The following is a 25,706-nucleotide window of genomic DNA, read 5'->3' as shown; positions in this document are numbered from 1 at the left end:
ACGGAATGCGGCCGTTTTGCTCCGCAAATCCGGCCGTTTAGCTTCGCAATATGCACATCATAGCCAATACAATAATTAAAGCTCTTTTTGCACTTTTCTTCATGTTAAAGTCCTCCTTATTCTTGGATTTTCACTTTTTTATCGGTGGAATAAGCAACTTTATAGCCAAAAATTTCACTTTTCCGATATAGAACTATAGTCTTTATACATTCAATGGAAAATACACTTTATAAGCGCCCACGGAATAAGAATCCAGCCTAAGAAAAATCCAAACGCAAATCTAGTTAAAAAAATAGAACCCCAACTTCCAATCATAACTTTGTTTGCATAAATAGTTTTACCAGTTGCCCAATAACCTAAGATAACGTAAAGAATAATTAACATATTTTCTACCTCCTTTTAGCTTGCGTAATCGCCGTTTTTCCACTTGCCATCATATATGATTTTCCCATTCTCATCATACATAACACCTTTACCATCATATTTACCTTTTCGGAAATGCCCTTCATACTTAATCTGGTCACTGCTTGGATAGTATTCAGTTCCATCTCCATTCATTTTCCCATCCTTTACCTCCCCTTCATAAAGTAAATATTTATTACTGTAAATATAACAGTCCTTACCTTGAAACACTCCTTTTTTATTCGTTCCTATTCTAAGTTCTATACCTGAATTAGCAAGGTACAGATCTGCTAATTCCGATGTTCCTCCCGGTAAAAAATTCAAATACGCATCCAAGTCCGGATATTTTATAAATATCCCAAAACCATCTTGTTCTCCTTTTGAAAAGTTACCAATATAGGAAACAGATTCTACATAATCATTAACATCATCTGTTGGCAACATTCCCATTTCTATTACATTAGTAACGTTGAATATTAAATTAGTATTGTAATCTTGCATCTTTATTCCTGTTCCATCGAACCTTCCATTCTTAAAATTGCCGCAATAAATTGGTCTGTAGCATCCTTCATCCTCAAACATAAGACTTAAGACTCCGAATCCCGAAGGCTTATTATCCTCCATGTCTCCTACGTATACATAATTTGTCCTTTCAGAGGTAAGCGAATAATAATCAGCAGAAAATACTTTACTATTTAACTTTACGGGTACTGGCTCATTACTTGTTTCTAGTTCAGCCTTCTGATTCCAGAACTCCACTGCAACCTCTACTAGATTCTTAATTTCACAAAAATCATACTCTTTTAAATACCAAAGCAAATAATCAGTTGACCATATCGGCGAATTATATCCATTTTCATCTGCTTCGTCATATTCATCTGTGTCATCATATTCATCCGTGTTATCATATTCATCCGTGTTATCTTCAACCGCAGCCATGCTATCTGCATTTTGCATAGCCTGTTCCTCGGACACCACAGGACTTTCTTTATTTTCCGCTGATGTTTCTTTATTTCCAAACAACTTCTGATTGCAGATACTGATTACTATTACAATAATTACCACAATAATTGTTGAAGAAACCGGACTATATTTAAAACACTTTTTAATGTCCTGTACAAATGTCTCAAGCTTTACGTTTTTATGATTACAAACTAATCCAATTATCGTAAGCAACAACCAGATCCAAAATAATGACTTAACCATTGCATTCCCACCTCTACTTTATTTTTCACTTGTTAGTTTTTTCTCATCATCCTTTGCTTTTTCTAATAGCTGCTTATGTATGATTGTTCCGTCTACCGTCAACAAGTTCCATATTGCTTGCAATTTCTTTGTTTCTCTTTGTTGAAAAAAAAGTATAATACATCCAACAATAATTCCCAGGAATCCAATTTGTGAATTCATAAGGACAAAAGAGCCTAACCCCACAATTCCCCATGCGATTCCATATTTTTGAAAAATAGATTTCTTTTTCCACCTTTCATACTGCTGAAACATAGAAATATTTTCAGCATTCATCCCCTTAATTGCATCTATGTACCTGTTTTTATCAACGGATTTTCCTATTAAGCCTATAATTTTAATTGCTTGATTTTTAGATTCTTCACTATGAATATCTACGTTCTGAAACAGGACAGAAAATTTTTCTGAATCTTCTATTTTCCAAATTTGTTGTATTCTATTATCCATTTTCAAAAGAAACATTTGAGCAATATGAGAATCAAACGACTGAGATATAATCCACTCTCTTGCACTATTACATTGCCCTTCATTCATACTATTAATTTCCTGGTATTTTCCAGCTAAAATATTGTAATCATCTTCTGCTTTCTTTCGCGCTTCTCTAGTCGGATATTGAATACCTTGAAATGATTTTGCTTGCAGATCAAACTGAACCAATAACTTATTAATTTTCCCAACAATCACGTTCCCCTGTATATCTTTTATATTTTGCACATTATCCAATATTTTTTTAATTTTTAGTGTTTGCGCTTCTGTATCATGCGGAAGTTTTTCGTATAAACTGTTTAAAGCATCCTCTATTACACTTTCAGGCACACTTGCTCCTATAAATGTAAATAATTGTAATAGCTTATCTAGCTGATCTGGAAACTCTTTCATTACATACGCCGGAAAATTTTTAAGCACTGGACACGAATTCAATATTCTTAAAACATAACCAGCTTTATTTTCCAGATTGGGATTAGCACGAAGATATGTAAACATTTCAACTGCTTCATCTTGATCTTTATCCGTAATTATTTCTATAGGTACATGCTTTTGCCTAAATAAATCTTCTATGTGAGATCTTAGACTGACTATGTCATTAATTACACCCAATACATATACATACCTCATATCTTCAAATTCTCGCTGTGCATACTCCCCAAACCTGTGCATTTGTTCATCATAAGGTATGCCATCTTCTTCCATTTTTCTTTTGGCTTCATTTTCTCGTTGCCTTATTTCTTGATTCCAATGCTTATATTTTTTCCGAAGAGGTTCTTCGCCTGGAGTAAGAAATATCTCCTTAGCTTCAACACCCTTCAATACATTCTTTTCTATGTACTGAATTGTCACATCATACATTGTTACATATACTTCAGTAATATCCTCATTAGTCGTATATAGTAAACCATTGAAATCCCCTGCATTATCAAATAATTGACCAACTTGCATTTTTATCAGCTCGTATAAATCATCCATAAAAAAATGCAACTTAATATCGCGTAGTTTACCCTCACTGTATATCAGTTTTTTTCCAAACAGTTCTATCTCATATGCATTCCCTTCCATACCATTTCTCCTCCCATAGTTCTTTTATTAGTTAAAATTATACGATAATAAATATTAATTCGCAACGTTTTTTCGTATAAAATTAACGATATAAATTTAGAAAGTTGGTGATACATTGGTTCCTGTACTTGATAGAATTACAAACTATCGCAATCAAAAAGGCTGGACAGAATACCAGCTTGCTACAAAATCCGGTCTGACCCAATCCACCATTTCTTCCTGGTATCGGAAAGATCTGGTACCATCTATTCCTTCCCTCGAAAAAATATGTAATGCTTTCGGGATTACCCTCTCACAGTTCTTTTCTGAAAACGAAGAGCCTTATGTCCTCACCGGCACGCAGCGACAGTTACTTGAGGCATCCACAGCCCTCACAGAAGAACAACAGCTTGCATTGATCGAATTTATAAAAACTCTTTAAAAGGCTATGCGTACTCCCCACGCATAGCCTTTTGTTGATATATTATTTATTCCTTTTTACATTCCATAAAGAGCCGAAATGCACACTTAAAGCCTTTCTCAAACCCAATTTCTTCTCCAAGCTCTGCAAGTGCAAATGCCAGGTCATCCCCCTTACGTCCATTCACAGCCTCAACACAAATAGAAGCTTTATTCTTTTCCAAAAGATGTTTGATTTCCAATAACATTTCCTCATCCTGCCGACTGCTCCCGTCCTGTTCTTCCAGCTCCATGCTATATAATTTTCTTATCATACTGTCCATAATGTTCCGAATCATAAATGATTCTCTTTTCCCCTTTCTCTTCCGGCTTATCTGCCTATAGATTTTGTATGTACTATGCAGCCTTAATAGACGAAAAAAGAGACCAGAACTTCTCATTCCAGTCTCTTCCATTCACATATCTTACCATACTTCTTCAAAAATCTCCGAATGATTGGTACAAAATTGGTACAAACTCTCGAAAATTGGTACAAAGCATAGTGTTATTTTTTGATATTCTTTTATTAATACAGTTTAGCACCTGCCGGAATATGATTATCAACCATAAGAAGATGAAGTTTCTCTTCTCCTTCTTCCTCATGGATTGCACTGAGGAGCATTCCGCAAGATTCAATTCCCATCATAGCTCTCGGCGGCAGGTTTGTGATTGCAATCAATGTCTTGCCAACCAGTTCTTCCGGCTCGTAGAATGCGTGGATTCCGCTTAAAATGGTGCGGTCTGTGCCTGTTCCATCGTCCAGTGTAAACTGAAGGAGCTTTTTGCTCTTCGGAACTGCAACACACTCTTTAACCTTAACAGCTCTGAAATCTGACTTACTGAAAGTATCAAAGTCTACGAAATCAGTGAACAGCGGCTCAATCTGTACCTTGGAAAAATCAATTTTTTCCTCTGCTACAGGTACTGCAGGAGTGTCATTTTTTGACTTTGACTCTGTTTTGTCTCCACCAAGAGACTTCATTGTCGGGACGAAAGCAACCATCTTTTCAATCTCTCCTAAACCTACTCATATCTCATAAAAGGTCTAAACGGGGTTTCTGCCTGAATCGCTATATCCCTATAAATTCGTGCTATTTTTCGAGGGATTGGAGTATAAATTGGTGTAAATGGTGTAGAAGCTTTTTTCATCGTCTCCGAAATATTTCTTACTCGTCTGACACTTTATTATACTCGCTTTTGAAATATGAGTCAAGACCTTCAAATTCGGACTGCCTAAGCTCCTTCGTCACATCGGTATAGATATTAAGCGTTGTTGAAATATCCTTATGACCAAGCGTGTCTTGAATGACCTTGACATTGACTCCAGCTTCGCACATTCTCGTTGTAAATGTATGTCTTAATGAATGGCAGCTAAAATGCGGAAGCAGCACTTCGGGATTTTCGTTTTTCAAAAACTGCTCATCGTTACAGTCACGGATTATACGGCGGATTGCTTTATTGAGCGTTCCCTGATGTTGCGGATTTCCGAAGCGATTGATAAAGATAAAATCTGTGTATCCGTCAATGGTAGCGATACAATGAAGATCGAGCAGCTCCTGCCTTTCCTTTTCCATTATAATTGCCTCTTTCACAAAACTGAGCATTGGCACTTTTCTCTTTCCAGCCGGAGTTTTCGGCGTATTGACATTAAAATAGCAGCCTTTTTTGCTTCCATCGGTGCGGTGGTCATAGTAAACCAAAGTATGATTTACATCAATAACACCGTTCTCCAGATCGACATCACACCATCTTAATCCGGTAAGTTCTCCGACTCGAAGCCCTGTTCCTACCAAAACCGCAAAGATTGGATACCAATATTGTGCGGCGGGAGTATTTTTCAAATAGCTTAAAAGCAACTCCTGTTCGGGACGGGTTAAAGCTCTGCGCTTTTCTGTCTTAAAGCAATGTGCTTGCTTCAACTCTCTAAGTACATTATCTGACGGATTATTCCTTATGTAATCATCGTCAACAGCCATATCCAAAATCTGATGTAAAACCGTATGGATACTGTCAATGGTCGAAGGCTTTAACTGACGCTCGTCTGTAAGGTAATTATAAAACCTCTTTATGTCTGTTTTTTTCAACGATGAAACTGTCTTTGAGCCTATTTGATGACGGACAAAGGTTTCATACATATATTTATAATTCTCAAAGGTGTTGTTCTTCAGCCCTCGCTTCAGCTCCTTCCAAAGCTCATAGACCTCGTTGACCGTCGTATATCGGGCTTCGGTTTTAATGCCATCGCTCTTATCCTTTTTAATCTGTTCTTCCTTATAGCGCAATTCATCAAGCGTCTTGGCATATACGCAAAACCTCTTATGATTACTGTCAGTCCACCGGAATTGATAAGTTCCGTCAGCCCTTTGCGATTCGCCTGTCCGAAGCACGGCTCTCGACTTGTCTTTTCTTTTTGTTCTCGGCATAATTCTCTCTCCTCCTATATGCGAAACTGCTTATCAAGATAATCAATGAACGCTTCTCGGATCACACAGATTTGTGTGCCGTTATTTACCGTGAAAGGACAATTCCCTTGTGAAATGATTTGGCGGATTTTTGCCCTTCCGATTCCGGTGTATGCGGCAGCTTCTTCAACGGTTAAAATCGTTTTCGTCCAAAACGGTGTGTTTTCCGACCTCTTTTGGAGTTCACTTCTGTAAGCTAAAATTTTTTCGTCCATACAACCTCCATCATATTGAATACATTTGCTCAATGTATTCATCAAAAATCCTGCGCTTAATCATTCTCCGATTGCCTACCCACAGCACAAACGGACAATCGGCAAGGCTCGTCATTTCATAAAGCTTATCCCTGCCTATTCCCGTATACTCTGCCGCTTCTTCTATCGTCAAATAAGGTTTTACCCAAATTGGAACAGCAGCTACACGCCTGTTGGAACTGCCTGTTTCAGTCAGTTTATTATCCATTAGCTTGTCCTCCTCTCAGACGGAATATTGTGTTTCGAGATAATCCTCGAATTGTTTTCTTTTAATCAACCGCTTTGTTCCATTCCATAGGACAAAGGGACAGTTTTTTTGATTTGAAATTTCTTTAATTTTAGATACGCCTATTCCTGAGTATTCGGCGGCTTCTTCCACCGTTAAATTCATTTTCTTCCACAACGGGACTCTCGACATATCCGGATCGTTCTTTTTGTTGAGCATATTGCTGTACCTCCTTGCTTTTGGTAGTTACAGCATAGCCAATGTCCTGCGATAAGCCAATTATGCGAATCGGCTCATCGCAGGCTTGACTTTTTCATTAAATTGAGTATTGCCGCTCTATATACTCATCAAAAACTTTTCGCTTAATCATTCTCCGGCTACCTATCCATAAGACAAATGGGCAATCCTCACTTTCTGTCATCTCATAAAGTTTCGCCATTCCAATACCGGAATAGGCTGCGGCTTCTTCAATCGTCAGATTTGCCTTACACCATATAGGAATGTCAAACTTCCGTTTCCTTTCCCTGTTTTGCGACATCCCTATACCCCTTTCCCTTTGAAAGAGGTGCGTTTGTCATAAACGATATAATCCCAACCTCTATCATTGCACTTATCACAAGTGCCTTTACTTTTAGCGAAAGGATCAAGGCGTCTGACAACATAGTTCGGATTGCGAAAATAGTCGTTTAAGCATTTAGGACACAGGCAGCGAATGTCGCCGATCCTGTCAGTGTTGTAAAGCCATAGACCGAATGTTTTTTTCAAGGCTGCGTTAATCTGTCTCCAAAGGCGCTCATCATCAACAAAGCCAATATACTCTGTCAAATCATCTTTATTCACAGTCTGTATTTGCTCAAGCAACACCATTGAAGGCTTCGTCAGACCAAAATCCTCGCCTAAAATAATGTGGGACGGCAAATACCTCTTTTTTATTACACTCGTAATGGACGCAACAATAACAGTAGGCGCATTCGCATTGAAATTGTCTGCCTGAATTACCAGCACAGGTCTTACACCTGATTGGATAGAGCCGATTCTTGTGCCGAAATCGTAGGAAAATATATCTCCACGCCTGATTTCTGTTTTCTTCATTTTATGTATAACCTCTCTGTTCATTGAGTTTTGAAAGCGCATTTCATATCCGGAATAGAAATACCCCTTCACTCATTTGGACAAAGGGGTGCGAAATGCACACCCAAAATCAGAGGTTTTCATAAAATTTTTTGAAATTTTTTATTGCGGCAGCGATTGACTTATCTACGGAGCTATAATTTATGCCTTCCTCTTTTGCAATTTTCCTTGAACTAATCCCAAGCAAAACGGATTTAAGAAGGCGCTCCCTTTGAACAGGTTGGAGCATACTTAACGCTTGTCTTACCTTAGAAAGTTCTAACTGCCGCAGCTTTTCTTTTTCTTCCTCGATCTGTTCCTCCTCCGCTTTATCAAACGGATCAATAAATGGGGCGATAGATTTCGGATGGAACTGCTCAAAAATATCATCTTCATAACCGTATACATCTATCGTCCTTTTGCTGCGCTTTTCATATTTATCATTATTTCTATGTGATTCACTAATCACTTCTCCCTGTGCCATTGACAGAAGTATAAAAGGCGTATACCTGCTGATGACATCAGGGTACTTATCCCACAATGCTTCTTCGGACAGCTCCGTTATAATTGCCCATTTTTCCGTTCCAGTGAAACCACTATACTCATACCGAAGGTTGATGAGTTTACAATCCTGTGCAAATAATTCTTCCTGCTCGTTTACTGTAAGTTTTTTCATTTCCGTAATCTCCTTAAATTTGGAATTTTTGATATACAAGGTCGAAATCAAAAACTCCGGAGATCACGGATACCTACATATAAATGCCTGCCATACTGTGATAGACATAAAGCTCCCTTTCCGCTTGACAAAAGCGAAAAGGGCTGCACAAAAAAAGCAGCTATAACATTCAAGCTAACGCCTGAAAGCTATAACTGCTTTTTCAAAACACTATTCAATTCGTTTTGCCTAAGCTGCTGTATTGCCGCCTAAAAGATATTCAACCAGCATTTGAAAATCAAGAAAAATTCTCAAAGCTTTAGGCATACTAATTGTAACAGATTTGCTTTTTCGTATCATCGGCAAAACTGCGCCAATTTTCTGCCATTTTGTTTTCAGCCTCGTTCCATAAACGAAAGCCGTTCTTCGGGCAGCATACACAGTGTAGCATACGCAAGGTCGGACATTCAGTAGGGATTTCGTCGGACTTTAGTCGGACAAGCCTTTATTTGAAAAAATCGGGAATATCGTCGCTTTCATCAGCTCCCTTCATATTAAAGATTCCTTTGAAGCTCGGAATCGCATATCCCCACAGGGATACGCCGAGAAGCAAAATTGCTTCCCGTTTCCGGTCGTAAAAGGTACTGCGCTCCATATTCAAGAGATCGAGCAGGTCGCTCTCCGTATACCGAAACGCTGTCAGGTAGCTTTTTGATATGATTTCGTGGTACAGCCTGCCGTTGTTATGGTAGCCATATATTTTCGCCATAGCGGTATCAATCAGATCAACCATCCACTTGTTTTCAAACAAGGCGCTGATACGGCTCTCAAACTCCTGCTTCTCGGTATCCGGCGCAAACAGCTCCAAATAAACAAGGGCGCTGTTCAGTTCTTCTCCGTAATAGACCAGCTCCTCATTCACACAGGCAGATTCGCTCAGCGTAATCCAGACCACATCACGGTATACGCTGAGAAGCAGTTTTGTTTTCGAGAATATATCTGATTGATTCAAATTAAGCTGCTCATACATTTTCCGAATGCTTTTCGCAGCGAGTGTATCTTTCCGTCCCATCTGTTCGCCTCAATCCTTAAAACGGGTATCATTTGTTGGTAGATAAAAGTTCAAGCTAATTTGCTGGACTCCCTTGACAAAACACGCAAGTTCAGGTATTATATATACGCAACTTACTTGCGTATTGACATTATACGAAATTAACTTGCGCTTGTCAATATGGATACGCAAGATATTTTCAAATCAGGTGGGATAATTTGGAGGTCAGATGAAATGAAATTCTGTGAGAAAGTAAAAGAAGCCCGCACGAAGGCAGGCTTAAAGCAAGATGAGTTTGCAAAAGCAATCGGCGTTTCTCTGCGGACAATATCGAATTATGAGGCTGGCACCCGCTACCCGAAAAAGAGGGAAACCTATTATAAGATGGCGGAAGTCCTGAAGGTCGATGTCAACTATCTGCTTACCGATGACGAGGAATTTCTGCTGAACGCTGAATCCAAATACGGAAGCAAAGGCGCAAGACAGGCAAAGAAGCTTATGGCAGAGGTTACGGGGCTTTTTGCAGGCGGCGAGCTTGCAGATGAGGATTTGGACGAGATGATGAAAGGCATTCAGGAAGCGTACTGGATCGCCAAAGAGAAGAATAAAAAGTACACTCCCAAAAAATACCGGAAATAACGCTTGATGTCCTCTTTTTCGGACAGTGTATTTGATAAGATATACTTACTGGCAGTAGAATGGGGGTGTTTGCTCTTGGATATTCAGACTTTAGAGATTGTCAGAAAGGCGAATCGGCTGGCAAATGACCTTTGCACAAGAGATCCGCATAGAATCGCACAAGAACTGGGCATAGAAGTTATCCCATTAGCCTTCAAGAAACAGCGAGGGGCATACAAGGTTTTAATGCGTAACCGTTTTATCTTCATAAAAGACGATCTGCACCCTGTAATGGAGCGTATTGTAATGCTGCACGAGATTGGACACGACGCATTACATAGAGAAGAAGCGGTCAAAGCTGGCGGCTTCAAGGAATTTAATATTTTCGATATGCGGCAAAGCCGAATGGAGTACGAGGCAAACATCTTTGCTTCCCAAATCTCCCTGCCTGATGATGAAATACTGGAATATATCGAAAACGGGTATGATATTCAACAGATCGCACGGGCAATGCACTCGGACATAAACTTGGTCGCATTGAAAACGGATACGCTGATCGCACAGGGCTATCGTTTCCGTCATCAGGAATATCGCAATCAATTTTTGAAATAGATAACTGGAGGGTATAAAGATGTTGATGAATAATAACGAGTATCTTGATTTGGTGCAAACTATCAAACAGGAAATTCAGCAGGCGCAGTACAAAGCTACTTTAAGTGTAAATAAAGAGCTGATTATGCTGTATTACAATATCGGAAAAATCATAAACGAGCATAAATCTTGGGGCAATAAATTTATTGAAAATCTGGCGGCTGATATTAAGCTCTCGTTCCCGAACGCAAAGGGCTATTCTGTTCGCAACCTTAAATATATGTCAAAATTTGCAAGCACTTATCCTGATGAGCAATTTGTGCAGACGGTGTCTGCACAAATTCCGTGGTCGCACAATGTTGCAATTTTGGATAAGGTTAAAGGAGAAAAGCAAAGAGAGTGGTATATACGAAAGACCGCAGAAAATGGCTGGTCGCATAATGTCTTGATTCATCAGATTGAAAGCGGCTTATATGAACGGCAGGCTATTGCTGATAAGATTTCAAACTTTGAAAGTCGACTTGCTTCGCCGCAGAGTGAGCTTGCCGTACAAACAATGAAAGATCCATACATTTTTGATTTTATCCCTTTCAAGGAAGATATGGTAGAACGGGATATAGAGCAGGCTCTTGTTCAGGATGTAACGAAGCTGCTTTTAGAGTTGGGAACGGGATTTGCGTTTCTCGGCAATCAATATCATCTCAATGTCGGCGGCGATGATTTTTACATTGATCTTCTGTTCTACAACCTTAATCTTCGCTGCTATGTTGTGATTGAGCTGAAAACCGGAGAATTTAAGCCGGAATATGCTGGACAGCTTAACTTTTATCTCTCAGCCGTTGACGGGATTTTGAAAAAGGATAATGACAATCCTTCTATCGGTCTGTTGCTGTGCAAAAGCAAAAACGCATTAGTCGCTGAATATGCCTTAAAAGATATGTCAAAGCCAATCGGTGTCAGCGAATACAAAGTTACAAGTGAGCTTCCTGAAGCTTTGAGCAAACAGCTCCCGTCTGTGGAAGATATACAAAAGCATATCAAAAGAGACTAAAATATCGAAAAGCTGAAAGCCGCAGAGCTATATATCGAAGTCCTGCGGTTTTCATTCTTTTCACTACTCAATGTTATGCTAAAAAATGGGGAAATAAAATTGATAACGCTTTTATGCTCAATGCGACAATACGGAATGGCAAATTAAATGGCGAGTGAAATGGCGACAATGGCAAAGTAGATGGCGAATTAAATCCAGCTCTGCTTTATCTGAACAAGAGTGAATTAGCGGTTTATCGAACATTCCAAAGTATTAGGCATAGCACAAAGATTTAGCGGATTTGTTCTTGCTTTTGCAATCATTCCACAACCACCTGCAATGAGCCGCAAAAATCATTGCCTTCTAAAGTAAGATAGTTGTCGCCTTCGTCAAGGGTAACGGAATATGTTCCGTTTTTACTTGTATCGGCAATCATTTTTTCCTCACCCTTATCAAGCCAGTAAAGCTTCGCCGTGCCGGAATCAACCGTCAACTCGTAAGTTACAGTAAGCTCACTTCCTTTATCCCGTTCTAACGCAGTACCTCCAAAGATGTATTCTTTATCATTGAAATCCTCATAATCTGCTGTATAGGAGCCGGTATAGGTATCTTCCCCTTTGGTCTTATCGCCCTGCAAATCTTTTTCGTCCGTAAGGGCATATTTGCTGAAATGCTGGAGCATATCATTAAAGCCGTTTATAACACTATCTTTCAGGTTGTCGCCGCTGCACCCTGTAACAGCAAAAGCCAAACATAAGGAAAGCAAAACGGCAATCAGAATTTTTATTTTTTTCATATCATCACCCGCCAATCCTCGTTACAATATTCATACCGATAATTGCGATTGCGCCAACCGCATAAATACTGTTAATCACGACACATACCTGCATAAGTTTGGATTTTACTTTTCCTTTGGTATAGCTGAGAATGGAAAAGATACCTGAAAAAATCATAAAGGCGGCGTAACTGTAAACCATAATCTCCGCTACCGGGGATTCCAGCGCCCAATCAAAGGTACGCAGTGGCAGGATCGTCCATGGGACAAAGAGCATAATGGTAGAAATCGCAGTTAAAATTTTGTTTTTCATTGTAGTTATCTCCTTTCAGATGCGCCGTATCGCATACAGGATACGACAAGTGCCAAAATAGTGATTCCGACTGCAACAGGCAGCCACGGAAGCCAAGCGATTTGTGTTTCATAAACACCTTCAGCAGCTCTCCCATACGCCACCATTATCAGATAGAACGGATAGCTCATCGGGTAGGCAAACCATATTTTTGTGTTTATCATAAGCACGGAAGGTACAATCGAAGCCAGACCGATACCGACCGAAAAAATGGGAGATTGAATTAAAGTGGAAACCGCAAGGTATACAGCAGCCATTGGAATTGCAGCGGCATAGATACTGCATACATTTTTGCAGACATATAATGGCTCAAGGATAAAGTTATAATCCTGCGTATGGGTAACGATTGCCGCACAGATATAGTACGCTCCAATGGACATAACCATCTGAAATGCCGCCAACAAAATCAGGACTGTGAATTTAGCAAGACATAGTTTCGTTGTGCTAATCGGCAGGGACAGCATTTTCAAAATTCCTTTATTGGAGCGTTCCGTTTGATTCAGCAGTACCGTACAGATGACCAGCGACGCCGGGATCATAAACCAAACCATACCCATAAAGCCCTGAATGAAAAAGTTGTTTTCCGGCGTAATCGGGATTCCTCTCAGGTCGAAGTTCATATCCGCATTGATAATGCTCGGAATCCACATCATAATGACAGGGATTAGCAAGATCAATAAGATTTTAGAGCGGCGGATTTTTTTGAGTTCCACTCCGACTAATGATAAGAAATTCATTCAAAGCACCTCCTTACTTTCAGATAAAGGACTTCGGTAATACCGAACACGACCGTTTCAATCCCGCAAACAGCTAAAAATAAGGTGGTACGGCTATTTTCCACTGCCGCAGAGAGCATTTGATACGGGGAAGCAAACGGAAACAGGCTCAGCACAATATTATCCTGCGGAAGAATGGAAAGCGTAAATACTAAAATCACGCCAATACCGAGGGATACCCACATATTCTTACAGGCAGACGCAATAACCAGCATAAGCATTACGGTCGGCAGCGTAACTATAATTTGGAAACCTGCGGTTTTCAATATTTCGGTCAGGTCAAACACATAACTTGGAAACCAATACTTTGCACAGCCGACTAAGACTGCCATTTCTATGACCACCATTGCGGATAATACCAAAGCGGCAATTAGAAATTTTCCAAAGAACATACTACCTTGACGAATGGGCAGCACCGACATTTTCTGCATACCGTTATCGGCATATTCCGTGTGGTACATCATACAAGCGCCGCAAATGGAAATGAGAATATTCAACATCGCCATCATCTGCCAGTTCGCAGACATCAGTATGTTAATCGGATTGCCTGCGAGTGCAGTCATTTCCTCTGCTTTTACCATCATATAGACAACCGGAAAAGCTGCTGCAAGAAAGCCACCTGCCAAAAAAGCAGGAAGATAGCCTGTGCGCTTCAGCTTTTTGGATTCTATTAAGAGACTCATACCGTACCTCCTCTCCTGCGATTATCTTCATCAATCATAGCAAGGAAAGTATCTTCCAGATTATCCGTCGGGAATCCGGCGGCACGAGCGTTTGTTTTCAATTCTTCCTTTGTTCCTTCAAACAGCAGATGACCGTGATTCAGAATACCAATATCGTCAGCCATAAGTTCTACTTCAGGAAGCAAGTGAGAAGAAACCAATACCGTGCAGTCATATTTCTGCGGCAGGGAACGAATCAGGGTGCGTATCTCGTGAATACCCACCGGATCGAGCCCATTGGTCGGCTCGTCGAGAATCAGGATCGGCGGTCTGCCGATCAATGCGCCTGCTAAACCTAAACGCTGCTTCATACCAAGAGAGTATTTTTTTGCCAGTCTTTTTCTAAATTCAGTTAAGCCGACAAGCTCCAGAGCGTCATCGACACAGCTTTTTGGAAGCCCAAGAATTTTCCGTATAATTTCAAGGTTTTCCTCTCCGCTCAGATTCCCGTAAAAGGCGGGTGCTTCAATAAATGAACCAACTTCCTTCAAAATGGGAACTCGGTCTGAAGGGTATGTTTTTCCGTCAATATGAAAGCTTCCTTCTGTCGGCTGCGTCAAACCGAGAAACATTTTCATCGTTGTGGATTTTCCCGCCCCGTTCGGACCTAAAAATCCATAAACGCTTCCTTTGCGAATATGGAGATTCAGATGGGATACTGCCGTGAAATCGCCGTAGGTTTTCGTCAGATTTTGAGTTTCGATTATATTCATATTGTGAAATCTCCTTTCCTTTGTTGTCTTTAGTATAAAGGCGCAACCTTGTGTCAACCTTCTGGCTACCTTACATTTACCTTACATTTGAACTGCACTGCGAAAATGCAGGAATGATATGCTATAATATAGAAAAAGGAGAATTGCATTATGGACTATGATTACTTAAAATACAAAAAAATCCTCATCGTAGATGATGAGGCTGATCTGCGTGAAATGGTAACATCTATTTTAGAGCAGGACGGTTTCAAAACAATCAAGACTGCTGGAACAGTAGCCGAAGCTCTGAAAATATGCAGGGATTGGGAGCCTGATCTTGCCATTCTCGATGTAATGCTGCCCGATGGGAACGGCTTTTCTCTGTTTGAACAAATGCGGACTTTTACCGAAGTCCCAGTTCTCTTTTTAACTGCCCGTGGAGAAGATGAGGACAAGCTGAAAGGATTGGGACTTGGTGCAGATGATTATATGGTAAAGCCGTTCCTGCCAAAAGAATTATCCCTGCGTATCGGAATCATTCTGCGGCGGTACTACAAAGGCGAAGATCCTATCGTCCAACTTGCCGGAAGCCAAATTGACTTTGACCGTGCCGAAGTGATAAAAGAAAATAAACATTTCCCGCTGACTGCAAAAGAACACGATATACTGCTGGCGCTCTACCGCAATGCGGGAAGAATTGTAACCATCGATCAGCTCTGCGAAGCTGCGTGGGGAGATAATCCATACGGATATGAAAACTCGCTGATGGCGCATATCCGCAGAATCCGAGAAAAAATTGAAGCTAACCCGTCAAAGCCGGTATCCCTCATTACGGTAAAAGGCTTAGGCTACAAGTTAGTATTAACGGGGAAATGATATGAAAGATATTACGAAACTCATTCGGCGGTTTGTAGGCATATTGCTGTTAAGCACAGTCTTGGTCATCGTCCTTAACATTATTATTCTTGCTGCTATTTCCGCAAGTCAAACGGCAAATGGCAGACCGTGGACGACTGCAAAAGAAACTGCTGAAGCTTTACAGAAAACAGAAACGGGATATATCTTATCCGGCGATATGACGGAGCGGTTAAGCGGGGAGAATGCGTGGGCAATCTATATAGATAATGACACATTAGAGGTAAAATGGCACACGGAAAATCTGCCGGATACCGTTCCTCTGCACTATACGATCTCCGACATTGCAAGTCTGACACGAGGATATATTGATGGATACCCGACCTATACGGGAGAATGCGAAAATGGATTGGTCGTTGTCGGCTATCCGAAAGACCGATATTGGAAACATATGTCTCCGAGTTGGGATTATGATTTCATCAAAAACGCCCCGTATACTGTCCTGATTGTAATCGGTGTGAATGTTTTTTTGATTTTCCTGATTTATATGATCGCCAATTCCAAGCTGCTGAAATCCGTTAAACCGATTACAAACGGCATACAGGCGCTACCTTCAGGTGAGCCTGTTTATGTCAAGGAAAAAGGACTTTTATCCGACCTTGCCGCTAAAATCAATCAAACATCGGATATTCTCCAAAAACAGAAGCGAAACCTGCAAAGAAAGGAAACAGCAAGAGCAAACTGGATTTCCGGAGTCTCTCACGATATTCGCACACCACTTTCTATGGTAATGGGATATGCCGGACAGATTGAGGACAATGAAAGCCTGCCGGAAAGCGAAAGGAAAAAGGCACGGATTATCCGTCAGCAAAGTACAAAAATGAAAAATCTCATCAATGACCTGAATCTTGCCTCGAAGTTAGAATATAATATGCAGCCGATCCATCCAGAGCCTGTCAATCTCGTAGCAATCGCAAGACAAAGCGTTGTTGACTTTATCAATTTAGATATGGAAGAAAAGTATCCGATAGAATGGAATACAGATGAAGCATTGACTGCCTGTGTCATAAATGGAGATAAAGAGTTGTTGCGGCGGGCAATCGGAAATCTGATTACAAATTCTCAAACGCACAATCCTGATGGCTGTACGATTTCAGTATGCGTCCGAAAAAGCGATACAGAATATAAAATCGTCGTAGAAGATAACGGCGTCGGCGTTACCGATGAAAAGTTAGAGAAACTCAGGACTACGCCCCACTATATGATGAGTGACAGCGGGACAACCGAGCCACGGCACGGCTTAGGGCTTTTGATTGTCGGACAGATCGTTTCCGCCCATAATGGTACAGTGTCTTTCGATCACGGCAAACAAGGTGGATTTGCCGTTACAATTTCTTTCCCTATTCCAAAGGATAGTCATACTCAATAAATGTTAAAAACCGTAGAGCTTCAATGAAAGCCCTACGGTTTTTTACTTCAGCAGATTGATTTCATCTTGCAAGTTCTTCAAAAATGTGCCTGCGTGAGCGCCGTCCATCTGCGTGTGATGGAACTGGAAAGAGAGAGACAGGTAATACCGAAGCCATTTCTTTTTGTATCTGCCCCAAATAATAAAGGGATTGTTGAAAATGCCGCTGTTCATACCAACAGCTCCGTCGATTTCCGTATCTATGATGGCGGAAGTGCCGATGACCATACTGTTTTCGGATAAGTCCCTGTCCTGACACCTTGCGGCGACCTGTGTCGTATATTTCAGATACTCCTCGTTGAATTGATTTAACTCGGCTTTATAGGAAAGGTCGCAGGAGCTGACTTCGCCCTCTTTGTTTTTCACGATGGTATTGACTGCTATGGTGTCATACTGTATGAGCTTATCGCCAACCGGAAGGATGTAAAATTCCTTTACCCCTGCGGCAGCTCTGCCGATACAGTAATCGAGCAACATATTAAATTTCAGATTTCTTTTCCTGCTGACCTTGATCAGATTGGTCACATCAAAGGTCTTGAAAAAAGTGACCATTGGATTGGGCGCTTTCATCCAAAGCGCATACGCCGCAGCCCTTGTCGTATTTTTGGGCTCGACTTCTTTTGGCATACTAACCTCCGATTACTCCGCTTTCCGGATCGGGTGGCGCACGACCGTTTTCAGTCTGCTCACATCACATTTTCTCGGATCGCTCAGATAGATTTCGTGATGGTATCTTGTATCCGTAATATCCAGTTCGTACCCATTTGCTTTCATATAGTCGTGCATTAAATCAACGGTGGCTGGCTCAGCGTCATACGAGCCGATGTGCATACACTGAACGCATAACCCCTCGTCATAGGGGAAAAACTCAACTTTAGAAAAATCCTGCTTTTTCTTTTTTGTTGCTTCCTGAACTGCCCACTCAAAATCTTCCTTCGTTACGAAATCTGGCAGTCGGATCATAGAGATAAAGTGCATATCTTCTTTTCTGGCGTAATCAAGTCCCTGTGTGTTTTCTTGCCACCAAAGCCCTTCAAGGGGCGGCACGACATACTCAAAGAAGCCCTCGATCTTATGAGTTCCCTTGTAGCTCATCTTTATGGTAAAGGCAATTCCATATAACAAGCCGATGGAGCTTTTATATTCCCCGTTTTCCTCATTGGGATTGCCTTTTCCCCGGACTGCGATGTAGTTCATTTTCGGAATCTCTATAATACCGGGCTTGTTCTTCGGCATATAAAATTCTTTATATTCTTTCTTGTAGTCAAAAGCCATTTCATTCGCTCCTTTTCAAGCTCGACAACTTAGGATTTATAGATATTTTCTTTTGATTTTTTTAGCTGCATTGATTGCTACCTTCTTTATCCAATTATTCTCAGAATTACAGTACATTTCAATATCTGATAATACTTCAGGATTTCCGCATTTTCCTAATGCCTGTAAAGCGTGACCTCTTACTTCTTCGTCATTTAAGAGACTGACCAAACAGTTTAATGATAAATCCGACTTATATTCTCCCAAAGAAAGCACTAACATTTGCCGTCCAGTACCATATTTTTTGCTTGATGACAACTCGATCAGCTCTTTTTCTATTGTCATACTGTGTATAATATTGATTGAATTTGCAATCGCCCAACGGTAATAATTATTCTTTGCACTTTTAAACTCTGTTAACAACTTCGGTATTGCTTCTGTAAATCCCTTTACCCCTAAACAACGTACAACAAATTCTTTATCTCTTTCATCAGATAAGTAGTCGAGCAATTCTAATAAATAAGGAATAAGTTTTCTATCTTTATGAGATATATTAAACAAATCATTGATATTGTTTATGGCATATCCATGCTGTTGCAGTTCATTCATTATTCTTAATTTAGTTTCTTCTGTCATTTCCTCATCACCACAAATTCTAATTTGATACTCTATGTATTCTATCCTTTCAAATTCTCCAAAGCCACCGGATTGTTTTCGAGGATCGCTCCAACAGTCGGGCAGTTTTCTAATTTCGGACAGTCGCCGCAAGTGGAAACGCCTTTATTTAACGCACACTTCCGAATCCCACACAGACTATCGCAAAATACCGTTTTCGCTCCGTTCATACGGCAGCCCTCGCAGTTAATATGTTCCGGCAGAATGGGGGCGTTGTTTAACTCTGCCCACAGTTTCGCCGTTTTCTCCCGCAAAACCTGATCGTCATTGATGGTTGCTGTGTATGCGTCGCATTTTTCGCAGTCCAATCCGCAGTATCCGATCATATCTTTCATAGGTTATACGCCTCCTGTCTTTTATTCTTCATCATCAATTTCACGCTCAAAGATCGAATACTTCCAGTCATCAGTTCCGGAAATCAAACGCCAGCCCTGTTTTCCATATTCATTGAGCTTCTCAATATACCGATCCAGCTTAATATGAACATTAAATGATGGCTCTGCGCTTAAATCAACTGTCATATACTCATACTTCTTCATAACAAACCGCCTTCCTATATATAAGTCTTTATGAAAAATTTTTCATTATATCCGCAACAAACTGTGTCTGCTGCTTTCTCAAATACGATTTCACAAAAGGCTTCAGCAGCCATTTCTTCGCTTTCACTTGTTCCGTAAAATCTATCTCTGTTTCATCGCCTTTGGCAGTGAAAATGCCAGTCCAATGACCTGTCATATTGCTGTTTTCCATATCAAATTCCCATCGTCTGTATGGCTTAACAAGCGTCACGGTAAAGGTCGTAGGGTAGCCGTTTTTGGTATATTCGATAAATTGCTTGTCGCTTATCGCTTCTGTTTTACTCAAGTCGCTTCTCCAAGCAGCGTAATTCTCCGTATTCAACACCAGCTCCCACACTTTTTGAAGTTCGCCGGGGATCAGCGCTTTTATATTTGAAACCGCCATTTTTGCTCTCTCCTTAAATCAGTCGTATTTCTCAATATGCACGGTGGCAATCGCCGACTGATTTGGCTCTCCGGTAACAAGGTCTTGCGGCGCAGGCACGAGCAGCATAAATCCGTCCTTGCCATATCTTAATTCATACCCTTGTGCATACGCTTCTTCCACAGAGATGTGCTGTACCTGTCCGATGACCATAGCCGTAATACCTGCACCGCTTAAATCCTGTATATCTTTCAGGGTACATTCCATCGTGAGAAACGCTTCATTGATTACAGGTGCGTGAATGGTTTTGGCGTTGGAAACAGTAAAGCCTCCTGCTGCAAATTCGTCATCGTCCCATTCATTCTGATGAATGGTATTTACCAACCTGTCATAACAGCTTATCGGGAGAAAATTAATGCAAAAGCATTTTTCTCTTTGGATATTGGCATAGGTGTGGGTATGCTGATACAGGTTGCCCATCACAGCGAAAAAAGCGGTCTTATCTCCGTGAAAGCAGCTCCACGAATGAAAGCACACATTCGGTTTCCCGTTCTCTTTCCAAGTCGTGACAGCAAAGAGAACGGTCGGTATTCCTGCTGTTACTTCAAAGTGAGAGAACAGCTCAAATTCTTCCGGATAGGCTGGCTTAAAATACTGGGGAAAATCCTTTTCAATCTCGATCTTCATCATTATGCCTTTCTCTAACCTGAGTAGATTACGACTCATTTGGGATAAAGTATAAGGAATAGCCATCTATATTGATTGGTAGTGTTGGAATCTCTGAGCCATCATAGTATTCCGTAGGAGCTACGGTAGCATAGCCGGTCACTCCATCAATGATAATCTCATAGTCCGTTCCCTTCGGCGTTTTCTGCATTACCTCATAAGTGCCGTTATATGTCTTGCCGTTTGTGGTATCCGTTATCGTGATTTCTCCATCTTTAGCAGTCAAAGTCATATCCACGATTTCAGCGTCAGGATACAGCTCGTCAGCTTCTCCTACGGCAACCACGAGTTCATCCTGATATTGGGCAGCTTCCGTATCATTGCTCATAACCGTTCTCATTTTCCACTCATAATCTTCCATCTTCACGACATCAGCATTGCAAGCAGAGAGAGCGAATACGATGAATGACATCAAAAACACAGATAAAATCTTTTTCATTTCATACCGCCTCCATTTACCGTCACAGCTTCTCTACATCTTCCACATAGATGGAGACTTCGCCGCACTTGGGACAGATTGCTACCTTCGGCTTGCCGATTCTGCCGCCGAACAGCTTATTTTCGTCCGATGACATTACAATTCCGTATCCTGCGCCTTCTACCTTGATGGCGCAGTTTTCTTTCATTTCCGTTCCACATCTGAGACACTTTCTCATAAATAAATCCTCCGTTTCTTTTTATGGATTTCCGGCGGTAAAACCGCCCCGTTATGTTCTCAGCCTAAAGGTTTTCGGCGCAAAGCGGTATACCAAAATGCTGGCGACAATACTGTAAAGCACACAGAAAACAATCGTCATTATTCCAAATATCATAATCGGCATACGCAGCCGCATAAGAGCAAAACAGACGACATAGGTTACTGACAAAACAATCCGATATGTGCCGCTTTTCAGCTCCGTCCCTGCATTGTAAGGCTGGAGCAGATAGTAAATCGTCAGGTAATGAATCGAGAAAAACAGGCTCATACACAGGATGGAAACAACCAGCACTACATAGTTCAGCGGATTGTCCGTCCCTCCGGTGGCAAACAGGATCAGCGCCAGTCCGATACCGATCACGAGCGCCGGAACAGCGTTGATTTTCATAATCTCACGCAGGCGAATCTGAAACAGCCGCAGGATAAAGCTTGGCTGCTTATAAAACGAATAGGTCAGCAGGCTGTGATCGCAGTTCATAAAAAGCGCCTGTGTAAAGTTCGTGCCACGGTTGATAGCGTACATTATAAATACAAAGTACGGAAGCCAAGTCATCACGATTTCGTTAATGACGGTTTTTTCTTCGGGCAGCAGATAGACGCCTGCCAGCACGGCGGCGACAAGGAAAGCGCACACATAGGAAATCTTCTTTGTCGAGTTCCAGAGTATCTTTTTATGCCTTTTGATAAACAGCTCATTCAGATACTCGAAGCCCTTGCGGTTGCTGCTAATGGAAGTATCTGCGGATATTTTCTTTTCATTTGCCTGTTTGATAAGCTTTGTCTGTGCCGTGCTGTCCATCTGATTGGTCAATCCGGCTAATAATTCCTTGTTGATTGCGTAATAATCACGGAAGGTAGTGAGCCTTGTGATACTTGCCATACCAAGGGGAATACACGCTAAAAATATAACCATTGGTACGACCGCAGGCAAAGCAAAACCAAAGGCGGGCGGAGCATAGGCTGCGGCTAAAAGCAGGGCGATACAGCACCACACATATTTGGACAGCTTATTTTCGTTGTAGCCAAATCCCCTTTTCTCATAATCCCACAGGGTAACAGCCGCCGCAAACAGCTTCATACCCGCTATGCAAAGGGGCAGGAGCAGACAAAACCACAAAGGTACGCCTCTGTCCATACCGAACAGAATCGTAAAGGGCAAAAAGCCCACAACGACCTTCAGGATGGAGTAGAAATAGTTTACAAGCGTATATTCTCGTGCGTCCATTTTCATCAGGATCATCGCATAATATTTATCCTTTGTCGGATTGAAAAGGTGTGTGTTTACAAAGCTGCCGATTACCGTGAGAATCAGCAGGATATGCAGGAACACCTCATTCTCCGGCAGTCCGTTATAAAGGATACCGATACCGCATACCATCGTGATAAAGTAAAGGAACTTGCCGAGGAATACAGAAACGATTTCCCACAGCACGGACAAAATGTTTGCAAAGATTTTCAGCCCCTTTACCTGATACAGCGTTGCCGGAAGCAGCCGCTTTACGAGCGGTATCTGCTTTAAGGAAAACAAGACACCGTTGACACGGTATGTATTTTTCAGGGAAAAAGATATTTTAAGCGTCTTATTCATTTCCTTCCTCCCTGAGTGCCGCAATGATTTTATCCTTAAATTCCCTGCTGTCCAGATCGGTTTTCTCCACGACCTCCAGTTCGCCGTGATTAAGCAGCACAATCTCATCGCAGAGGTCAAGCGCCAAATCCATAATATGAGTGGAGAAAATGGTAATGCGGTCTTGTTTCAGTGAACGGAGCAGTTGTTTCATTTCTTCCGCCACAACCACATCAAGGGATGTCAAAGGCTCGTCGAGCAGCAGGATATTCGGCTGAGCGATGATATTGATGAGCATTTGCATTTTGTTTTTCATACCGTGGGAGTAGTCCTTGAGCAGTTTATCCCTGTCCTCCGGCTCAATACTCATATAATCGAAATACTCGTCAATGCTTTTCGGATTTTTGATAGACTTCTCGTTGATGTCCATAAAGAATTTCAAAAACTCCCTGCCTGTAAGAAACTCCGGCACGGTCGGGGTAGAGAGTACATATCCGATGTCCTCTGCGGACACCTCACGGCGGACGCCGTTTTCATCTTCTATATAGAAATTGCCGCTGTCCGCCTTCAAATCCCTGTTCAAACAGTTAAACAGCGTTGTTTTTCCAGCGCCGTTTCTGCCGAGCAGCCCATAAATTTTCCCTTCATCAAAAGTAAAATCAATATCTCTGAGAACTTCCTTTTTCTCAAAGCTCTTTGACAAGTGTTCAATCACAAATTTCATAATATCCTCCGTCACATCTTATGCTGGTAATATGCCATCAAAATAAAGTCAAGGATTGTTTTCAGCAGGAAAGCGCCTACAAGAGTAAGAACAGTCCATATGGGTGCGTCGAAAAAAATACATACCCAAGCACCTGCCATCAGCAGCCAGTGCAGTATCTCTCCGGATATTGCCTGCGCTTTGCTGCGAATGAGCTGATTGCGCTCATCTTTTTCTTCAATCTCATTGATTTTCATCAAATCGGGATTTTTTGCGCCCCACAGAGCGACGCACCATTTCGCAATCCCATAGCCGAACAATCCGGCACCTATGCCGATCATTGCGCCGCTTTGCGAATCGCTCAAACAGTCCTGTAAAAGAAACCTTGCGCTCAGAGCCAAAGCAATGCCGACTATGCCGATTACAAGATATATTCCGGTTTTCTTCTTCATTGCTTTCCCTCCTCGTAAATGAAAATATCTTCAATGCTCATATTAAAATACCGTGCAAGCTTAAACGCCAATGTAATTGAAGGATTGTATCGTCCGTTTTCCAACGAGCCGATGGTCTGCCGGGATACTTCCAGTGCGGCAGCCAGTTCTTCCTGCTTGATTCCCCGTTCTTTCCGGATTTCCTCTAAACGGTTTTTCACGGTGCGCCTCCTTTCTATGGAAAGCCAGCTTTCCATATCTCTATTATAGCAAAGAGGGCGCAAATGTCAAGTATACTTTCCATTCGGAGATGAACTTTTTTCAATCTTCCCATTCTTCACATCTATTGAGCAGCTAAGTTTATCACTTGCACATTGTTTTGCCGAGCATAATTTACCGTATATGCAGTCCCGCCTTTCTCCTGTGTTAAATAGGCTATGCAGACGCTGCTGCCATTTACCAAATGGCGGTTTCTTTTGAACATACAGCCCCGAAAATAGTCGTGAGAAGTATATACTACCTTATCCGCCTGACTTTTGATCTCCTCATAAACCGCTATATCATCTTTGCTCCAGCCTTTTGTCTGTGTGGTACATGGAAGGACTAAAATCAGCTTGATATGCGAATATCGCTTTCTCAAGGATAAAACGCATTGAGCAGCCAGCGTATCAAAGCCCAATGCTCCGCCTGCGCCAAAGTACATATATCCTTCTTCTATCAGTCGAAGCAAGGTGTTTTTTAACCGCTGAGAGAGTTCCGGTATGCTCTCCGGCGGTATTTTTCTATGTCCGGTAAAGCAAGCCGTTTTTCCCCTCATTAAAGTTCACCAGCCAGTTCAAAGCCTAAAAGCACAAAAAATCTAATTATAATACTCATAGTATATCAAAGTCAACAATAAATATCAATAGTCTGTGGAACTACGGAAACAATATTTATAGACTATGAATGGAGGCTGGAACTATGAGTGAAATTGCAAAAACAATCGGACAGCGTGTCCGCAATTATAGAATTGATAAGGGATTGAGCCAAGAGAAGCTTGCTGAGTTATCCGGTTGCCACCCTACTTATATCGGGCAAGTGGAACGAGGGGAAAAGAACGCCACTCTTGAAAGTATCGAAAAGATTGCTTCAGCTATGAATGTCTCGCTTGCTCAGCTTTTTGAGAAGATAGGCGAAAGCAGCACCGACAGCTATCCTATGAAATGTTACGAGCTGGTCGCAGCAAAAAGTAAATCCGAGCAAGAACATCTATATAAGATGTTAGTTGAAATGGATAAATATAAAAATCAATAAAAGCGGAAAAAATATACGGTGTTACCCAAGTGGGTAGCACCGTACAGACTGTAGACAAAGCCCTGCTTTTGCAGGGTTTTGCTATTGTTGGAACCGCTTTTCTGATATAATAAATATCAGAAGGGCGGTGTTTTTTATGATG

At 41.3% G+C, this 25,706-nt stretch carries 38 protein-coding genes and 1 pseudogene; 7 read left to right on the top strand and 32 right to left on the bottom strand.

All coding sequences use genetic code 11. From position 1 onward, the window contains the following. Positions 1-210: 210 nt before the first annotated feature. The 3 genes from G5B11_RS15795 to G5B11_RS15785 are packed head-to-tail and all read right to left on the bottom strand — an operon-like array spanning position 211 to position 3,201. A complete protein-coding gene (locus tag G5B11_RS15795; RefSeq protein WP_173729020.1) occupies positions 211-384 on the bottom strand; it encodes a cystinosin-like protein in 174 nt (57 codons plus the stop codon). Between the two features lie 15 nt (positions 385-399). Then, the gene (locus G5B11_RS15790) at positions 400-1,608 is read right to left on the bottom strand and encodes a hypothetical protein (RefSeq protein WP_173729023.1); all 1,209 of its coding nucleotides are present in this window, start codon (positions 1,606-1,608) and stop codon (positions 400-402) included. An 18-nt stretch (positions 1,609-1,626) separates the two neighbouring features. Next, positions 1,627-3,201 carry a hypothetical protein gene (locus G5B11_RS15785; RefSeq protein ID WP_173729019.1) on the bottom strand — a complete coding sequence of 525 codons (1,575 nt, stop codon included), beginning with the start codon at positions 3,199-3,201 and terminating at the stop codon, positions 1,627-1,629. Between the two features lie 115 nt (positions 3,202-3,316). On the opposite strand from G5B11_RS15785, the gene G5B11_RS15780 reads away from it, so the two are divergent. Next, the gene (locus G5B11_RS15780) at positions 3,317-3,622 is read left to right on the top strand and encodes a helix-turn-helix domain-containing protein (RefSeq protein WP_173729018.1); all 306 of its coding nucleotides are present in this window, start codon (positions 3,317-3,319) and stop codon (positions 3,620-3,622) included. Between the two features lie 46 nt (positions 3,623-3,668). On the opposite strand, the gene G5B11_RS15775 is transcribed toward G5B11_RS15780, so the two are convergent. The 10 genes and pseudogenes from G5B11_RS15775 to G5B11_RS15730 all read right to left on the bottom strand — a co-directional run bounded on the left by G5B11_RS15775 (position 3,669) and on the right by G5B11_RS15730 (position 9,418). Next, a complete protein-coding gene (locus tag G5B11_RS15775; protein ID WP_173729017.1) occupies positions 3,669-3,938 on the bottom strand; it encodes a hypothetical protein in 270 nt (89 codons plus the stop codon). 227 nt (positions 3,939-4,165) lie between these two features. Beyond that, positions 4,166-4,639 (bottom strand): annotated as a pseudogene (locus tag G5B11_RS15770) (hypothetical protein); the annotation flags it as partial. 166 nt (positions 4,640-4,805) lie between these two features. Next, positions 4,806-6,062, bottom strand: a complete 1,257-nt coding sequence (locus G5B11_RS15765) for a tyrosine-type recombinase/integrase (protein ID WP_173729015.1) — start codon at positions 6,060-6,062, stop codon at positions 4,806-4,808. A 14-nt stretch (positions 6,063-6,076) separates the two neighbouring features. After that, entirely contained in the window at positions 6,077-6,316 is a 240-nt protein-coding gene (locus G5B11_RS15760; protein ID WP_015518031.1) for an excisionase, read from the bottom strand. A 10-nt stretch (positions 6,317-6,326) separates the two neighbouring features. Beyond that, positions 6,327-6,563 carry an excisionase gene (locus tag G5B11_RS15755; RefSeq protein ID WP_015518030.1) on the bottom strand — a complete coding sequence of 79 codons (237 nt, stop codon included), beginning with the start codon at positions 6,561-6,563 and terminating at the stop codon, positions 6,327-6,329. 15 nt (positions 6,564-6,578) lie between these two features. Further along, positions 6,579-6,800: an excisionase gene (locus tag G5B11_RS15750; protein WP_015518029.1), complete on the bottom strand. Its 222-nt coding sequence runs from the start codon at positions 6,798-6,800 to the stop codon at positions 6,579-6,581. A 97-nt stretch (positions 6,801-6,897) separates the two neighbouring features. Then, positions 6,898-7,119, bottom strand: a complete 222-nt coding sequence (locus G5B11_RS15745; protein WP_173729014.1) for an excisionase — start codon at positions 7,117-7,119, stop codon at positions 6,898-6,900. Positions 7,120-7,121: 2 nt separating this feature from the next. Beyond that, positions 7,122-7,673 carry a type II toxin-antitoxin system PemK/MazF family toxin gene (locus G5B11_RS15740; RefSeq protein ID WP_155219530.1) on the bottom strand — a complete coding sequence of 184 codons (552 nt, stop codon included), beginning with the start codon at positions 7,671-7,673 and terminating at the stop codon, positions 7,122-7,124. 109 nt (positions 7,674-7,782) lie between these two features. Continuing rightward, entirely contained in the window at positions 7,783-8,367 is a 585-nt protein-coding gene (locus G5B11_RS15735) for a sigma factor-like helix-turn-helix DNA-binding protein (RefSeq protein ID WP_173729013.1), read from the bottom strand. A gap of 484 nt (positions 8,368-8,851) precedes the next feature. Further along, positions 8,852-9,418 (bottom strand): hypothetical protein, encoded by a 567-nt coding sequence (locus G5B11_RS15730; protein WP_197049427.1) that lies wholly within the window; start codon positions 9,416-9,418, stop codon positions 8,852-8,854. Between the two features lie 213 nt (positions 9,419-9,631). Between G5B11_RS15730 and G5B11_RS15725 the strand changes: the two genes are divergently transcribed. From G5B11_RS15725 to G5B11_RS15715, 3 genes are all read left to right on the top strand, one after another. Next, the gene (locus G5B11_RS15725; RefSeq protein ID WP_173729012.1) at positions 9,632-10,036 is read left to right on the top strand and encodes a helix-turn-helix domain-containing protein; all 405 of its coding nucleotides are present in this window, start codon (positions 9,632-9,634) and stop codon (positions 10,034-10,036) included. Positions 10,037-10,111: 75 nt separating this feature from the next. After that, positions 10,112-10,627 carry an ImmA/IrrE family metallo-endopeptidase gene (locus G5B11_RS15720; protein ID WP_055056867.1) on the top strand — a complete coding sequence of 172 codons (516 nt, stop codon included), beginning with the start codon at positions 10,112-10,114 and terminating at the stop codon, positions 10,625-10,627. Between the two features lie 25 nt (positions 10,628-10,652). After that, the gene (locus G5B11_RS15715) at positions 10,653-11,657 is read left to right on the top strand and encodes a PDDEXK nuclease domain-containing protein (protein WP_055056866.1); all 1,005 of its coding nucleotides are present in this window, start codon (positions 10,653-10,655) and stop codon (positions 11,655-11,657) included. Between the two features lie 298 nt (positions 11,658-11,955). Here G5B11_RS15715 and G5B11_RS15710 read toward each other — a convergent pair whose 3' ends face one another. Genes G5B11_RS15710 through G5B11_RS15690 form a run of 5 tightly spaced genes read right to left on the bottom strand, consistent with a single transcriptional unit; the run spans position 11,956 to position 14,974 of the window. After that, positions 11,956-12,432, bottom strand: a complete 477-nt coding sequence (locus G5B11_RS15710) for a hypothetical protein (RefSeq protein WP_055161991.1) — start codon at positions 12,430-12,432, stop codon at positions 11,956-11,958. Positions 12,433-12,436: 4 nt separating this feature from the next. Next, on the bottom strand, positions 12,437-12,724 hold the full coding sequence (locus tag G5B11_RS15705; protein ID WP_055056853.1) for a hypothetical protein: 288 nt from the start codon (positions 12,722-12,724) through the stop codon (positions 12,437-12,439). A gap of 5 nt (positions 12,725-12,729) precedes the next feature. Further along, positions 12,730-13,500 (bottom strand): ABC transporter permease, encoded by a 771-nt coding sequence (locus tag G5B11_RS15700; RefSeq protein ID WP_055056852.1) that lies wholly within the window; start codon positions 13,498-13,500, stop codon positions 12,730-12,732. Then, on the bottom strand, positions 13,497-14,222 hold the full coding sequence (locus G5B11_RS15695) for an ABC transporter permease (RefSeq protein WP_173729011.1): 726 nt from the start codon (positions 14,220-14,222) through the stop codon (positions 13,497-13,499). Before G5B11_RS15695 ends, G5B11_RS15700 begins: the two co-directional genes overlap by 4 nt. Further along, entirely contained in the window at positions 14,219-14,974 is a 756-nt protein-coding gene (locus tag G5B11_RS15690) for an ABC transporter ATP-binding protein (RefSeq protein ID WP_055056850.1), read from the bottom strand. Before G5B11_RS15690 ends, G5B11_RS15695 begins: the two co-directional genes overlap by 4 nt. Positions 14,975-15,124: 150 nt before the next feature. On the opposite strand from G5B11_RS15690, the gene G5B11_RS15685 reads away from it, so the two are divergent. After that, complete coding sequence (locus tag G5B11_RS15685) at positions 15,125-15,829, top strand: response regulator transcription factor (protein WP_055194901.1); 705 nt, start codon at positions 15,125-15,127, stop codon at positions 15,827-15,829. Between the two features lies 1 nt (position 15,830). Further along, positions 15,831-17,237: a sensor histidine kinase gene (locus G5B11_RS15680; protein ID WP_055194903.1), complete on the top strand. Its 1,407-nt coding sequence runs from the start codon at positions 15,831-15,833 to the stop codon at positions 17,235-17,237. 42 nt (positions 17,238-17,279) lie between these two features. On the opposite strand, the gene G5B11_RS15675 is transcribed toward G5B11_RS15680, so the two are convergent. The 14 genes from G5B11_RS15675 to G5B11_RS15610 all read right to left on the bottom strand — a co-directional run bounded on the left by G5B11_RS15675 (position 17,280) and on the right by G5B11_RS15610 (position 25,088). Further along, positions 17,280-17,903, bottom strand: a complete 624-nt coding sequence (locus tag G5B11_RS15675; protein ID WP_173729010.1) for a CatA-like O-acetyltransferase, family 2 — start codon at positions 17,901-17,903, stop codon at positions 17,280-17,282. Between the two features lie 12 nt (positions 17,904-17,915). Beyond that, positions 17,916-18,551: a GyrI-like domain-containing protein gene (locus tag G5B11_RS15670; RefSeq protein WP_173729009.1), complete on the bottom strand. Its 636-nt coding sequence runs from the start codon at positions 18,549-18,551 to the stop codon at positions 17,916-17,918. 36 nt (positions 18,552-18,587) lie between these two features. After that, positions 18,588-19,166 carry a HEAT repeat domain-containing protein gene (locus tag G5B11_RS15665; protein ID WP_173729008.1) on the bottom strand — a complete coding sequence of 193 codons (579 nt, stop codon included), beginning with the start codon at positions 19,164-19,166 and terminating at the stop codon, positions 18,588-18,590. Between the two features lie 41 nt (positions 19,167-19,207). After that, positions 19,208-19,540: a DUF3795 domain-containing protein gene (locus G5B11_RS15660; RefSeq protein ID WP_173729007.1), complete on the bottom strand. Its 333-nt coding sequence runs from the start codon at positions 19,538-19,540 to the stop codon at positions 19,208-19,210. A gap of 21 nt (positions 19,541-19,561) precedes the next feature. Next, on the bottom strand, positions 19,562-19,744 hold the full coding sequence (locus G5B11_RS15655) for a DUF4177 domain-containing protein (RefSeq protein ID WP_015518009.1): 183 nt from the start codon (positions 19,742-19,744) through the stop codon (positions 19,562-19,564). Between the two features lie 28 nt (positions 19,745-19,772). Further along, a complete protein-coding gene (locus tag G5B11_RS15650; protein ID WP_015518008.1) occupies positions 19,773-20,168 on the bottom strand; it encodes an SRPBCC family protein in 396 nt (131 codons plus the stop codon). An 18-nt stretch (positions 20,169-20,186) separates the two neighbouring features. After that, positions 20,187-20,834, bottom strand: a complete 648-nt coding sequence (locus tag G5B11_RS15645) for a flavin reductase family protein (RefSeq protein ID WP_173729021.1) — start codon at positions 20,832-20,834, stop codon at positions 20,187-20,189. 28 nt (positions 20,835-20,862) lie between these two features. After that, entirely contained in the window at positions 20,863-21,201 is a 339-nt protein-coding gene (locus G5B11_RS15640; RefSeq protein ID WP_173729006.1) for a hypothetical protein, read from the bottom strand. Positions 21,202-21,334: 133 nt separating this feature from the next. Beyond that, a complete protein-coding gene (locus G5B11_RS15635; RefSeq protein ID WP_173729005.1) occupies positions 21,335-21,529 on the bottom strand; it encodes a nucleic acid-binding protein in 195 nt (64 codons plus the stop codon). Positions 21,530-21,580: 51 nt separating this feature from the next. Next, positions 21,581-23,158, bottom strand: coding sequence for a hypothetical protein (locus G5B11_RS15630; protein ID WP_173729004.1), 1,578 nt, complete (start codon positions 23,156-23,158; stop codon positions 21,581-21,583). Beyond that, positions 23,151-23,861 carry an ABC transporter ATP-binding protein gene (locus G5B11_RS15625; RefSeq protein ID WP_055056837.1) on the bottom strand — a complete coding sequence of 237 codons (711 nt, stop codon included), beginning with the start codon at positions 23,859-23,861 and terminating at the stop codon, positions 23,151-23,153. Before G5B11_RS15625 ends, G5B11_RS15630 begins: the two co-directional genes overlap by 8 nt. A gap of 11 nt (positions 23,862-23,872) precedes the next feature. Further along, a complete protein-coding gene (locus G5B11_RS15620; RefSeq protein WP_173729003.1) occupies positions 23,873-24,292 on the bottom strand; it encodes a hypothetical protein in 420 nt (139 codons plus the stop codon). After that, positions 24,289-24,492, bottom strand: a complete 204-nt coding sequence (locus G5B11_RS15615; RefSeq protein ID WP_173729002.1) for a helix-turn-helix transcriptional regulator — start codon at positions 24,490-24,492, stop codon at positions 24,289-24,291. The genes G5B11_RS15620 and G5B11_RS15615 overlap by 4 nt, the downstream gene beginning before the upstream one ends. A gap of 122 nt (positions 24,493-24,614) precedes the next feature. Next, the gene (locus tag G5B11_RS15610) at positions 24,615-25,088 is read right to left on the bottom strand and encodes an SLOG family protein (RefSeq protein WP_015518001.1); all 474 of its coding nucleotides are present in this window, start codon (positions 25,086-25,088) and stop codon (positions 24,615-24,617) included. Between the two features lie 143 nt (positions 25,089-25,231). Here G5B11_RS15610 and G5B11_RS15605 point away from each other — a divergent pair, with 143 nt between their 5' ends. Then, the gene (locus G5B11_RS15605; RefSeq protein WP_021950633.1) at positions 25,232-25,564 is read left to right on the top strand and encodes a helix-turn-helix domain-containing protein; all 333 of its coding nucleotides are present in this window, start codon (positions 25,232-25,234) and stop codon (positions 25,562-25,564) included. Positions 25,565-25,706: the final 142 nt, after the last annotated feature.

Source organism: Blautia glucerasea, assembly GCF_013304385.1.
In the GTDB taxonomy this organism is placed as follows: Bacteria; Bacillota; Clostridia; order Lachnospirales; family Lachnospiraceae; genus Blautia_A; species Blautia_A ammoniilytica.
Note: the sequence above shows the minus strand (reverse complement) of the source record. Positions and strands in the feature narration are given on the sequence as shown.

What these genes read in the sequence shown, in the direction of transcription:
- G5B11_RS15795 (WP_173729020.1), bottom strand. Translation starts at nt 384, where the DNA reads ATGTTAATTATTCTTTACGTTATCTTAGGTTATTGGGCAACTGGTAAA.
- G5B11_RS15790 (WP_173729023.1), bottom strand. Translation starts at nt 1,608, where the DNA reads ATGGTTAAGTCATTATTTTGGATCTGGTTGTTGCTTACGATAATTGGA.
- G5B11_RS15785 (WP_173729019.1), bottom strand. Translation starts at nt 3,201, where the DNA reads ATGGAAGGGAATGCATATGAGATAGAACTGTTTGGAAAAAAACTGATA.
- G5B11_RS15775 (WP_173729017.1), bottom strand. Translation starts at nt 3,938, where the DNA reads ATGATTCGGAACATTATGGACAGTATGATAAGAAAATTATATAGCATG.
- G5B11_RS15765 (WP_173729015.1), bottom strand. Translation starts at nt 6,062, where the DNA reads ATGCCGAGAACAAAAAGAAAAGACAAGTCGAGAGCCGTGCTTCGGACA.
- G5B11_RS15760 (WP_015518031.1), bottom strand. Translation starts at nt 6,316, where the DNA reads ATGGACGAAAAAATTTTAGCTTACAGAAGTGAACTCCAAAAGAGGTCG.
- G5B11_RS15755 (WP_015518030.1), bottom strand. Translation starts at nt 6,563, where the DNA reads ATGGATAATAAACTGACTGAAACAGGCAGTTCCAACAGGCGTGTAGCT.
- G5B11_RS15750 (WP_015518029.1), bottom strand. Translation starts at nt 6,800, where the DNA reads ATGCTCAACAAAAAGAACGATCCGGATATGTCGAGAGTCCCGTTGTGG.
- G5B11_RS15745 (WP_173729014.1), bottom strand. Translation starts at nt 7,119, where the DNA reads ATGTCGCAAAACAGGGAAAGGAAACGGAAGTTTGACATTCCTATATGG.
- G5B11_RS15740 (WP_155219530.1), bottom strand. Translation starts at nt 7,673, where the DNA reads ATGAAGAAAACAGAAATCAGGCGTGGAGATATATTTTCCTACGATTTC.
- G5B11_RS15735 (WP_173729013.1), bottom strand. Translation starts at nt 8,367, where the DNA reads ATGAAAAAACTTACAGTAAACGAGCAGGAAGAATTATTTGCACAGGAT.
- G5B11_RS15730 (WP_197049427.1), bottom strand. Translation starts at nt 9,418, where the DNA reads ATGGGACGGAAAGATACACTCGCTGCGAAAAGCATTCGGAAAATGTAT.
- G5B11_RS15725 (WP_173729012.1), top strand. Translation starts at nt 9,632, where the DNA reads ATGAAATTCTGTGAGAAAGTAAAAGAAGCCCGCACGAAGGCAGGCTTA.
- G5B11_RS15715 (WP_055056866.1), top strand. Translation starts at nt 10,653, where the DNA reads ATGAATAATAACGAGTATCTTGATTTGGTGCAAACTATCAAACAGGAA.
- G5B11_RS15710 (WP_055161991.1), bottom strand. Translation starts at nt 12,432, where the DNA reads ATGAAAAAAATAAAAATTCTGATTGCCGTTTTGCTTTCCTTATGTTTG.
- G5B11_RS15705 (WP_055056853.1), bottom strand. Translation starts at nt 12,724, where the DNA reads ATGAAAAACAAAATTTTAACTGCGATTTCTACCATTATGCTCTTTGTC.
- G5B11_RS15700 (WP_055056852.1), bottom strand. Translation starts at nt 13,500, where the DNA reads ATGAATTTCTTATCATTAGTCGGAGTGGAACTCAAAAAAATCCGCCGC.
- G5B11_RS15695 (WP_173729011.1), bottom strand. Translation starts at nt 14,222, where the DNA reads ATGAGTCTCTTAATAGAATCCAAAAAGCTGAAGCGCACAGGCTATCTT.
- G5B11_RS15690 (WP_055056850.1), bottom strand. Translation starts at nt 14,974, where the DNA reads ATGAATATAATCGAAACTCAAAATCTGACGAAAACCTACGGCGATTTC.
- G5B11_RS15685 (WP_055194901.1), top strand. Translation starts at nt 15,125, where the DNA reads ATGGACTATGATTACTTAAAATACAAAAAAATCCTCATCGTAGATGAT.
- G5B11_RS15680 (WP_055194903.1), top strand. Translation starts at nt 15,831, where the DNA reads ATGAAAGATATTACGAAACTCATTCGGCGGTTTGTAGGCATATTGCTG.
- G5B11_RS15675 (WP_173729010.1), bottom strand. Translation starts at nt 17,903, where the DNA reads ATGCCAAAAGAAGTCGAGCCCAAAAATACGACAAGGGCTGCGGCGTAT.
- G5B11_RS15670 (WP_173729009.1), bottom strand. Translation starts at nt 18,551, where the DNA reads ATGGCTTTTGACTACAAGAAAGAATATAAAGAATTTTATATGCCGAAG.
- G5B11_RS15665 (WP_173729008.1), bottom strand. Translation starts at nt 19,166, where the DNA reads ATGACAGAAGAAACTAAATTAAGAATAATGAATGAACTGCAACAGCAT.
- G5B11_RS15660 (WP_173729007.1), bottom strand. Translation starts at nt 19,540, where the DNA reads ATGAAAGATATGATCGGATACTGCGGATTGGACTGCGAAAAATGCGAC.
- G5B11_RS15655 (WP_015518009.1), bottom strand. Translation starts at nt 19,744, where the DNA reads ATGAAGAAGTATGAGTATATGACAGTTGATTTAAGCGCAGAGCCATCA.
- G5B11_RS15650 (WP_015518008.1), bottom strand. Translation starts at nt 20,168, where the DNA reads ATGGCGGTTTCAAATATAAAAGCGCTGATCCCCGGCGAACTTCAAAAA.
- G5B11_RS15645 (WP_173729021.1), bottom strand. Translation starts at nt 20,834, where the DNA reads ATGAAGATCGAGATTGAAAAGGATTTTCCCCAGTATTTTAAGCCAGCC.
- G5B11_RS15640 (WP_173729006.1), bottom strand. Translation starts at nt 21,201, where the DNA reads ATGAGCAATGATACGGAAGCTGCCCAATATCAGGATGAACTCGTGGTT.
- G5B11_RS15635 (WP_173729005.1), bottom strand. Translation starts at nt 21,529, where the DNA reads ATGAGAAAGTGTCTCAGATGTGGAACGGAAATGAAAGAAAACTGCGCC.
- G5B11_RS15630 (WP_173729004.1), bottom strand. Translation starts at nt 23,158, where the DNA reads ATGAATAAGACGCTTAAAATATCTTTTTCCCTGAAAAATACATACCGT.
- G5B11_RS15625 (WP_055056837.1), bottom strand. Translation starts at nt 23,861, where the DNA reads ATGAAATTTGTGATTGAACACTTGTCAAAGAGCTTTGAGAAAAAGGAA.
- G5B11_RS15620 (WP_173729003.1), bottom strand. Translation starts at nt 24,292, where the DNA reads ATGAAGAAGAAAACCGGAATATATCTTGTAATCGGCATAGTCGGCATT.
- G5B11_RS15610 (WP_015518001.1), bottom strand. Translation starts at nt 25,088, where the DNA reads ATGAGGGGAAAAACGGCTTGCTTTACCGGACATAGAAAAATACCGCCG.
- G5B11_RS15605 (WP_021950633.1), top strand. Translation starts at nt 25,232, where the DNA reads ATGAGTGAAATTGCAAAAACAATCGGACAGCGTGTCCGCAATTATAGA.